Here is a 9,481-nt window from a genome sequence, read left to right as displayed (position 1 = left end):
AATGGCACGTAAAAAAATCGCATTGATCGGCGCCGGCAACATCGGCGGCGAGCTCGCCCAGCGGGCGATGCTGAAAGAGCTGGGCGACGTCGTCCTCCTCGACATCATGGAAGGCGTTCCCCAGGGCAAGGCCCTCGACCTCATGGAGGCCCGGCCGATCGACGGCTCCGGCTCCCATTTGATCGGCACCCAGGATTACAAGGACATCGAGGGCAGCGACGTGATCATCGTCACCGCCGGCCTGGCCCGCAAGCCCGGGATGAGCCGCGACGACCTCTTGGCCAAGAACATCGAGATCATCCGGGTGGTGGCCGAAGGCATCAGGAAGCACGCGCCCCAGGCCTTCGTCATCGTCATCAGCAATCCGCTCGACGCGATGGTTTACTCGGTCCAGAAAATCACCGGTTTCCCGCACAATCGGGTGGTGGGCATGGCCGGCGTCCTCGACTCGGCCCGCTTTAGGACCTTCGTCGCGATGGAGCTGGGCGTCAGCGTTCGCGACGTCACCGCCCTGGTCCTCGGCGGCCACGGCGATGACATGGTGCCGATCATCCGGCTCTGCACGGTCAACGGGATCCCGATCCAAGACCTGATCCCGCAAGAGAAGATCGACGCCATCGTCAAGCGAACTCAGCTGGCCGGCGGCGAGATCGTGGCCCTGCTCAAGACCGGCAGCGCTTATTTCAGCCCGGCGGCCGCCGCCATCGAGATGGCCGAGAGCTATTTGAAAGACCAGAAGCGGGTCCTGGCCTGCGCCGCCTACCTCAAGGGCGAGTACGGCATCGAAGGTTATTACATGGGCGTGCCGGTGGTGATCGGCCAGGGCGGCGTCGAAAAGGTCATCGAGGCCAAGCTCAATGCCGAGGAAAAGAAAGCCCTGCTCGGCAGCTTCGAGCATGTCAAAACGCTGGTTGATTCGATCAAACTATGAAAATCCACGAATACCAAGGCAAGCAGCTACTCAGTAAATACGGCGTTCCGGTACCGGAAGGCCACCTCGCCATCGGCGCCGAAGAGGCCTATCGCCACGCCAAGTCGCTGGGCGGAGTCACCGTCGTCAAGGCTCAGATCCACGCCGGCGGCCGAGGCAAGGGCGGCGGCGTCAAGGTTGCCAAGACGCCGGAAGACGCCAAGACCTACGCCGGCCAGATCCTCGGCATGATGCTCCGCACCCACCAGACCGGGCCCCAAGGCCAGGAAGTCAAGAAGGTCTGGATCGAGAAGGGCAGCAACATCGAGAAGGAATACTACCTCGGCATGGTCCTGGACCGGGCCACTTCGCGGGTCACGGTCATGGCCAGCACCGAGGGCGGCATGGAGATCGAGGAAGTCGCGGCCAAGCATCCCGAAAAGATCCTCAAGGTCGCGATCGATCCGGCGGTGGGCTTTCAGTCCTACCAGGGCCGCGAGCTCGGCTTCGGCTTGGGTCTGCCGGCGCCGTTGGTCAATAAATTCGTCAAGTTCTGTTCGGCCCTGGCCCGGGCCTACATGGAAGCCGATTGCTCGCTGCTCGAGATCAACCCCTTGGTGCTCACCAAGGAAGGCGAGTGGCTGGCCCTCGACGCCAAGGTCAACTTCGACGACAACGCGCTCTTCCGCCATCCGGAGTATGAAGACCTCCGCGACTTGGACGAGGAGAACCCCAACGAGATCGAGGCCAAGAAATTCGACCTGAGCTATATTAGCCTCGACGGCAACATCGGCTGCATGGTCAACGGCGCCGGCTTGGCGATGGCCACGATGGACATCATCAAGCTCTACGGCGGCGAGCCGGCCAACTTCCTCGACGTCGGCGGCGGGGCCACCGCCGAGAAGGTCACCGCGGCCTTCAAGATCATCCTCTCCGATCCCAACGTCAAAGCCATCCTGGTCAACATCTTCGGCGGCATCATGAAATGCGACGTCATCGCCACCGGCGTGGTCGCGGCGGCCCGGGAGATCGGGCTCAAGGTTCCGCTGGTCGTGCGTTTGCTCGGCACCAACATGGAGCTGGGCAAGAAGATCCTCGCCGAATCGGGCCTGCCGATCATCTCGGCCGACCGGATGGACGAGGCCGCCGAGAAGGTGGTGAAGGCGGTGAAGGGTTAATATGAGCGTCCTGATCGATAAAAACACCAAGGTCATCACCCAAGGCATCACCGGCGCCACCGGCCAATTCCACACCCGGGCCTGCAAGGAGTACGGCACCCAAATGGTCGCCGGCGTCACGCCCGGCAAGGGCGGCCAGGACTTCGAAGGCATCCCGATCTTCGACACCGTCCTCCAGGCCAAGCGGAAGACCGGCGCCACCGCCTCGGTCATCTACGTACCGCCGCCCTTCGCGGCCGACGCCATCCTCGAGGCGGTCGACGCCGAGCTCGACTTGGTCGTCTGCATCACCGAGGGCATCCCGGTCGTCGACATGATCCGGGTGAAGCGGGCGATGGAAGGATCGAAAACCCGGCTGATCGGCCCGAACTGCCCCGGCGTCATCACGCCGGGCCAGGCCAAGATCGGCATCATGCCCGGCCACATTCACATGCCCGGTCCGGTCGGCGTCGTCTCGCGGAGCGGCACCCTGACTTACGAGGCGGTCTACCAATTGACCGAGCTCAAGATCGGCCAGTCGACCTGCATCGGCATCGGCGGCGATCCGGTCAACGGCACCAACTTCATCGATTGCCTCAAGCTCTTCAATGAGGATCCCAAGACCGAAGCCATCGTGATGATCGGCGAGATCGGCGGATCGGCCGAAGAAGAAGCCGCCGAGTACGTGAAGAAGAACGTCAAGAAGCCGGTGGTCGGCTTTATCGGCGGCATGACCGCCCCGCCCGGCAAGCGAATGGGCCACGCCGGCGCCATCATCTCCGGCGGCAAGGGCACCGCCAGCGAGAAGATCGCGGCGCTCGAGGCCGCCGGCATCAAGGTCAGCCGCTCGCCGGCCGAGATCGGCAAAACTCTCCAATCGGTTTATAAAAAATAGGAAGGAATTTTATGGCCAAGGAACGCACCCTCTCCATCATCAAGCCCGACGGCGTCGAAAAGAACGTGATCGGCGAATGTTTCCGCCGCTTCGAGCAAGGCGGCCTCAAGGTCATTGCCGCCAAGATGATCCACATGGACCAAAAGAAGGCCGAAGGCTTCTACGCGGTCCACAAGGAGCGGCCCTTCTTCGCCAGCCTGGTGAAGTTCATGACCCGCGGCCCGGTCGTGGTCTCGGTCCTCGAGGGCGAGAACGCCATCGCCAAGAATCGCGAGATCATGGGCGCGACCGATCCGGCCAAAGCCGCCCCCGGCACCATCCGCAAGGACCTCGCCTCCAACATCGAGGAGAACACGGTCCACGGCAGCGACGGCCCCGATACGGCGAAGTTTGAAGTCTCGTATTTCTTCGAGAATTCGGAAATTTTTTCGCGGTAGGGGCACCCCTCGCGGGTGCCCGATGCGCGGATTTTCCTTTCACCTCAAGTAGATGGGGCGACCGCAAGGGTCGCCCCTACAACTATTCTATGCTCAAATTCTACTGGTACGCCAAATGCGACACCTGCCGCCGGGCCAAGAAATGGCTCGAGGCCAAGGGCAAGAAATTCGAGGAGATCGACATCACCCTCGCTCCGCCGAAGCTCGCCGACTTGAAGGACTACGTCGCCAAGAGCGGCCGCGACTATAAGGACTTCCTCAACAAGAGCGGCATCCAGTACCGCGAGCAGAACATGAAGGAGAAGGTGAAGGCCTTGCCCGAGGCCAAGATCCTGGAGATGCTCGCCAAGGAAGGCCGCCTCCTCAAACGGCCCATCGTCACCGACGGCAAGAAGGTCACCGTCGGCTTCGACGAGAAGGATTTCGCCAAACATTGGGGCTAGCGCGCTTTTCGCGAAGCCCCGGCTTTTCAGCTTCCCTTTCCCCTCAGACTCTGTACAATTTCATTCGGGGTAATTGAATAGGGTACCACCGACAATTTGGACTTTCGACATGGAAGGGATTCGCGAAGGGGATTTTTCTGCCTTCGACGGAAACGGCAGAAAGCAAGAAAAGGGGTGGTGATATGCGTCTCCAACAAGGTTTGGTCCGAGGGAGTCTCGGACTCACGATTTTCTTTGTGATCAGCGGTGGGGCTGGGGCCAAGGGCAAGGCCCAAGATATCCTTGTCCAAAACACCGCCGAATTGGTGGCGGCGATGAACCCGGCGAATGCCGGGAAGACGATCCGGATCAATGCCGGCACTTACTGTCCCAGCGGGCCTTTGACCCTGCCGGAAGGATCGCGGATTCTCGGCGCCGGCGAGATGGAATATGAGGACGGGTTTCCGGCCGGATTCCGCGAAGGCACCGCAACCGAGATCGTCCCGGCCGATGGCGGCATCCGTTGTCCGGCCGAGCTGGGGAAATTCGCCGGCAACTCGGTGATCACTCTGACCGACGGCAGCAGACTTCAAGGCATCAAGATCAGCATCGACTTGAGCGCCGGCTATACCTTCGCCGGCAACACGGTGATAGCCCATGCCAAGGGCGGCCAGACGATTCGAACTTTGGTTTCGGAGTGCGATATTCAGGCCCGCTCCGGTCCTCCTTCCATCGTGCCGCCCGGAATTCCGGCGGGGCGGGCGATTCAGCTGATGACCGGCGACGGTCCGCCGAACCACGATTTGCCGGGTGATCCGTCGATCCAAGCCGTGATCAGCCGCTCGGTCATTCGCGGGAACAACACCGTTGCGCTCTTCACCGGTCAGTGGGAATCCAAGGGCCGAATTTTCTTGGCGCTCCAAGGCAATGTCGTCGAGGAAGCGAACTGGACCTTGGATTTGGTCGGCGGAATCAGCCGGATCGCCGCCGGAGTGTCGATCGTCACCGAGGACACCACAACCGAGGTCCTCTCGATCCGAAATCTTTACCAAGGCGTCGGAGCAACCTCGACTGGTTGGCTCCTGACCGCCGGGGCCAATGGTCCGCCCCCGGGCTCGCCGTCCTCGAATCGAAATAATCTGACTCTGACCAGTCTTAGCGACCGGATCGAAAACGTCGGAGTTGGCGTCAATGCCCGGGCGGCCCTTCGGCGAAGCCCTAATCACGGCTATGTCAACGACAACACCACCGACCTTCAGATGATCGGCACCGCGATTTCAAGCCTCACGACTCAGGACCCTAATTCCTTCACGGCTGATTTAATCTTTTGCCCGGTCGCGGGTCAGGGTTCGGCGACGAAGTTCGACAAGGCCGGCGACGGCAACTGGATCTACACCTCGGCGATCGGGCTGAATGGAAGCGGGACTCGCGACAACCTCTACGAATATCTCGCCGGCATTTGCGGCCACATGGACAGCACCGGCGACGACAACGGGATGACCTTCTGGGGCAATGCCCGGCTCTGGGAGGTCATGAACAAGAACATCGATCCCGATCCGCCGGCCGAGCTCTTCAGCTTTTAAGGTCAGGCCCGGGCCTCGAGCACGATGTTGAAGGGCGTCTCGGCCGCCCGCCGGACCTTGGTGAAACCACCCTCCCGCAAAACCTCACGGAGCTTGGCTTCGCCGGCTTGGGCGCCCAGCGCCGGCCCGTTCTGGGCCAGCGAGGCCGGGACGCAGACCGAAGTCGAGGCGGCATAAAAGACCCGGCCGATCGGATTGAAATTCTCCTCGGGCTTGTCGCCGGCGAAGGGCTCGACGATCATCCAAACCCCGTCCTTGGCCAAAGTCTCCTTCACCCGCCGGGCCGCGCCGACCGGATCGCCCATGTCGTGGAGGCAGTCGAAATGGGCCACGAGGTCGTAATTCTCCCCGGGATAATCGGTCGATTTCGCCACCTCGAAGCGGGCGCGGTCGGCGACGCCGGCGCTCTCGGCCCGCTTCCGCGCCGCCTCGATCGAGGGCCCATGGTAGTCGAAACCGACGAATTGCGACCGGGGGTAGGTCTTGGCCATCAGGATGGTCGAAGCCCCGTGGCCGCAGCCGATGTCGGCGACCTTGGCGCCGCTCTTCAGCTTGGCCTCGACTCCCTCGAGCGAGGGAATCCACTCCGAAATCAAATGGGCGAGATAGCCCGGCCTAAAGAAACGCTCGGTGCCGACGAAGAGCAGCGGGTGCTGCTCGCCCCAGTCGAGGCCCTTGCCGGTCTTGAAGCATTCGGCGAGCTTGTCGTGAGCGGCGAAGATCGCGGCCATGCATTGGAAGGCGCCGGGGATGAAGAAGGGGCTGTCCTCCTTGGCCAGCGCCGCCGTTTGCTCTTCGTTCAAGAAATACTTGCCGGCCTTGGCGTCATAGCTGACGTAGCCGGCGGCGGCTTGGCTGCGGACCCATTCCCGGAGGTAGCGCTCGGCGTTGCCGGTCTTTTTCGCCAATTCCTCGGAGTTGGCCGGCCCCAGCTCGGCCATGGCCTTGTAGAGTCCCAGCCGGTCGCCGAGCAAAATCATCGGCGCGGTCGCGGTGGCGCCCATGTCGCCGAGCGCTTTCATCATGAATTCTTGCATCTTGGCTTCGTCCATAAGGCCCTCCTTGGATCGACGTCGAATTCTAAACCGAGGGGACTTGGAACATCAAGCGAACTGGATGGTGGTCGCTCGGACGGTCGCCGGCGGGGTAGTCGGCGCCGGGCTTGAGCCGGATGACTTTGGACTCGAGCGGCCGAATGCCCCGGGTCGCGAACCAATCGAGCTTGAGGCTGACCGTGCCGCCGCCTTTTTGGATCTGACGGTTGATCCAGCGCACGATCCAATCGGGGAACTGGTCCCGGGCCATTTGCCCCAGGTCGAGGTCGTCGCTGACCAGGTCGTAGGTGCCGGCTCCGATTTCATTGCAGGCGGCGAAGTCGAGGTCCGAACCGCGAAGAACCTCGAAGAGCGGCTTGTCGAACTTCAGCTCCGGCCGCGGGAAGTGGGTCCGGATCATCGCTTGGGGGCCGGTGAAAAGAACTTTGCGAAGGACGTTGCCGAGGATCGCCGGTCCGCGCAGCGAGTTGATCGTGTTGGTGTTCCAGTCGCCGGCCAGCAAGATCCGGCGCGATTGGCGCAGGGCCGCGACCGCCGTGCCGAGCTGCCGAGCCCGGATTTTGGGCGAGGAAAAGGCGTCGAGATGGGCGCAAGCCAGGGTCAGTTTCTCATCCCCGCCCAAATCGAGCTCGGCGACCAGCACCCGTTTTTGGCCGAGCCGGGCTTCCCTCGACTTGAGCTTGTCGAAGGGATTGGGCAGGGCCACCGAGCGGAGGCCGCTCAGCCGATAGCGCGAGAGCAGGGCCTTGCCGTGAAGGCCGTGGCGATTTTCGCCGCTGGTGTCGCGCTCCAAGCCGTGGCCCAAGGTGAAATTGTAATAGGAGGGAACGAAGTAGCCGAAATATCCCAAGCCTTCGGCCAGCTCGGCCGCGACGTTCCGGTTGCCGGAGCGAGCCATTCCCCAATCGACCTCGGTGAACAGGTAGAAATCGGCCTCGGCCAGCTCGGCGTGCTCGCGCAAAACTTTCAGGATGGCCGGAAAATTCTTGCCCCGCTCTAAATTCCAAGTGACGGCGCGGAAGGATCGGTCGGCCGGCAGGGGCGGCGAGGCCGAGGGAGCATGGATCTCGCGACAGGCCGAGAGAGCGGCGCTGAGCCGGCGGGCCGATTCCCGCAGCTCCGGATCGGACTTCAGCCGCCGGTGGACCGGCAAAGCCGAGGTCGAGCGGGAATGGCGCTCACGGACGAGCGCGCAGAGTTGGAGCAGATCCTCCATTAGCGTAGACGTACCCGCTTGCCGCGGGTGCCGACGCGGCCGAAGGGCGTGACCGGGATGGCCGGCGTCTCTTCGAAGGCCGGAAGTCCGGCGACCTGCTTGCGCGGCAGTTGAAAGCCGAGCAGCTTTTCGATCTGCTCGACGAAATGCATCTCGACCCAGGTCGCCAGGGTGGAAGCCATGCCGGTGGCGTTCATCCGGGCGGTTCGGCCGCTGCGATGGACGTAGTCCTCGGGACTCTGGGGGATGTCGTAGTTGACGACGTGGGCGATGCCCTTGACGTCGATGCCCCGGGCCACGATGTCGGTGGCGACCAGGATCTGGCATTGCCCCTGCTTGAAGCCTTCCAAGGCCTGAATCCGCTCGCCCTGGCTGCGGTCGGAGTGGATGGCCTCGACCGAATGGCCTTCCTTCTGAAGCAGGCGGCTCAACCAGTCGGCGTCGAGCTTGGTGCGGGTGAAGACCAGGGTTGATTCTTTTTCCTCGCGCAAGATCCGGAGGATCGCCTCGCGCTTGTATTGGGGCTCGACCACGTAAAGCGCGTGCTCGATGCCCTCGGCCGCGGTGCCGGGACGGGCGATCTCGACCCGCTGGGGGCTGTTGAGGTACTGGTTGGCCAGCTGGGTGATCTGCGAGGGCATGGTGGCGCTGAACATCAGGGTCTGACGGTCCTTGGGCAGGACCCGGAGGATGCGCCGGATCTGGGGCAGGAAGCCCAGGTCGAGCATGTGGTCGGCTTCGTCCATCACCAAGTAGCCGATGTGGCCCAAGTCGACGTTGCGCCGTTCCATGTGGTCGCAGAGCCGGCCGGGAGTGGCGACGAGGATCGAGGGCTTTTGCTTCAAAGCGTTGGCCTGGGCCCGAATCGGCTTGCCGCCGATGATCGCCACCGAGTGGACCTTGAGCGGCTTGCCGATCTTTTCGATGGAGTGATGGGTTTGGAGCGCGATCTCGCGGGTTGGGCAGAGGATCACCGCTTGGGTTCCCGGGATGCCCTGCAATTTTTCGAGCAGCGGCAGGACGAAGGCCAAGGTCTTGCCGGTTCCGGTTTGGGCGATGCCGATCAGGTCGTTGTCGGCCAGGGCCACCGGGATGGCGGCTTCTTGAATCGGGCTGGGATGGCGGTAACCGGCCTTCTCCAAGCTGTCGAGAAGGGGTTCGGAGAGGCCGAGCTCGCTGAAGAGGCGTTGAGTGGTTTCCATCAGGCTTGCTTGGTGGCGCTTTCGACCAGCGGTTGAAGCTCGCCCCGCATATACATCTCGCGGACGATATCGCAGCCGCCGATGAATTTTCCGTCGATGTAGATTTGGGGAATGGTCGGCCAGTTCGAAAAAGCCTTCACGCCGTCGCGGATCTCGGGGTCTTCCAGGACGTTGACCGTTTGGTAAGGCGCGCCGAGCCGGTTGAACACGTCGATGACCGCCGCCGAAAAGCCGCATTGGGGGAAAGTCGGGGTCCCTTTCATGAAGATCAGGATCTTGTTCTCTTTCACTTTCTTGGCGATTTCTTGTTGAACGTCGGACATAGGGTCTCCTCGTCGTCTTAAGCTTAGGCGTTCTTCCATTGCTCCGGGGTATAGGTCTTGAGGGCCAGGGCATGGATGGCCTCCTTCATCAGGTCGCCTAGGGCCCGATAAACCATCTGGTGCTGCTCGACCATCGTCTTGCCGGAGAAGTCGGAACTGATCACCAGGACCTGAAAATGGTCCATGGTGCCGGTCATGTCCTGGACTTCGACCTGCCCGGAGGGGAAGGCCGCGGCCAGGACTTTCTGTACTTCTTCAGGGTGCATCATAGGGCTATCTCA

General features: G+C 62.4%; 11 protein-coding genes. 6 read left to right on the top strand and 5 right to left on the bottom strand.

What is annotated here, in order from left to right; translation table 11 throughout:
* Position 1: 1 nt before the first annotated feature.
* The 6 genes from mdh to VJR29_09995 all read left to right on the top strand — a co-directional run bounded on the left by mdh (position 2) and on the right by VJR29_09995 (position 5,404).
* Positions 2–931 (top strand): malate dehydrogenase, encoded by a 930-nt coding sequence (mdh, locus tag VJR29_10020; GenBank protein ID HKY63744.1) that lies wholly within the window; start codon positions 2–4, stop codon positions 929–931.
* Positions 928–2,088, top strand: coding sequence for an ADP-forming succinate--CoA ligase subunit beta (gene sucC, locus VJR29_10015; protein ID HKY63743.1), 1,161 nt, complete (start codon positions 928–930; stop codon positions 2,086–2,088). The genes mdh and sucC overlap by 4 nt, the downstream gene beginning before the upstream one ends.
* Before the next feature lies 1 nt (position 2,089).
* Positions 2,090–2,962: a succinate--CoA ligase subunit alpha gene (sucD, locus tag VJR29_10010; GenBank protein ID HKY63742.1), complete on the top strand. Its 873-nt coding sequence runs from the start codon at positions 2,090–2,092 to the stop codon at positions 2,960–2,962.
* 11 nt (positions 2,963–2,973) lie between these two features.
* On the top strand, positions 2,974–3,399 hold the full coding sequence (ndk, locus tag VJR29_10005) for a nucleoside-diphosphate kinase (protein ID HKY63741.1): 426 nt from the start codon (positions 2,974–2,976) through the stop codon (positions 3,397–3,399).
* 89 nt (positions 3,400–3,488) lie between these two features.
* Positions 3,489–3,842, top strand: coding sequence for a Spx/MgsR family RNA polymerase-binding regulatory protein (locus VJR29_10000; protein ID HKY63740.1), 354 nt, complete (start codon positions 3,489–3,491; stop codon positions 3,840–3,842).
* 182 nt (positions 3,843–4,024) lie between these two features.
* On the top strand, positions 4,025–5,404 hold the full coding sequence (locus VJR29_09995) for a hypothetical protein (protein ID HKY63739.1): 1,380 nt from the start codon (positions 4,025–4,027) through the stop codon (positions 5,402–5,404).
* Between the two features lie 2 nt (positions 5,405–5,406).
* On the opposite strand, the gene VJR29_09990 is transcribed toward VJR29_09995, so the two are convergent.
* Genes VJR29_09990 through VJR29_09970 form a run of 5 tightly spaced genes read right to left on the bottom strand, consistent with a single transcriptional unit; the run spans position 5,407 to position 9,469 of the window.
* A complete protein-coding gene (locus VJR29_09990) occupies positions 5,407–6,456 on the bottom strand; it encodes a class I SAM-dependent methyltransferase (GenBank protein ID HKY63738.1) in 1,050 nt (349 codons plus the stop codon).
* 28 nt (positions 6,457–6,484) lie between these two features.
* Positions 6,485–7,675: an endonuclease/exonuclease/phosphatase family protein gene (locus VJR29_09985; GenBank protein HKY63737.1), complete on the bottom strand. Its 1,191-nt coding sequence runs from the start codon at positions 7,673–7,675 to the stop codon at positions 6,485–6,487.
* A complete protein-coding gene (locus VJR29_09980; GenBank protein ID HKY63736.1) occupies positions 7,675–8,877 on the bottom strand; it encodes a DEAD/DEAH box helicase in 1,203 nt (400 codons plus the stop codon). Before VJR29_09980 ends, VJR29_09985 begins: the two co-directional genes overlap by 1 nt.
* Positions 8,877–9,200, bottom strand: a complete 324-nt coding sequence (grxD, locus tag VJR29_09975) for a Grx4 family monothiol glutaredoxin (GenBank protein HKY63735.1) — start codon at positions 9,198–9,200, stop codon at positions 8,877–8,879. Before grxD ends, VJR29_09980 begins: the two co-directional genes overlap by 1 nt.
* A gap of 23 nt (positions 9,201–9,223) precedes the next feature.
* A complete protein-coding gene (locus tag VJR29_09970) occupies positions 9,224–9,469 on the bottom strand; it encodes a BolA family transcriptional regulator (GenBank protein HKY63734.1) in 246 nt (81 codons plus the stop codon).
* Between the last annotated feature and the right edge of the window lie 12 nt (positions 9,470–9,481).

This window comes from bacterium, from assembly GCA_035281585.1.
Taxonomy (GTDB): domain Bacteria; phylum UBA10199; class UBA10199; order DSSB01; family DSSB01; genus DATEDP01.
Note: the sequence above shows the minus strand (reverse complement) of the source record. Positions and strands in the feature narration are given on the sequence as shown.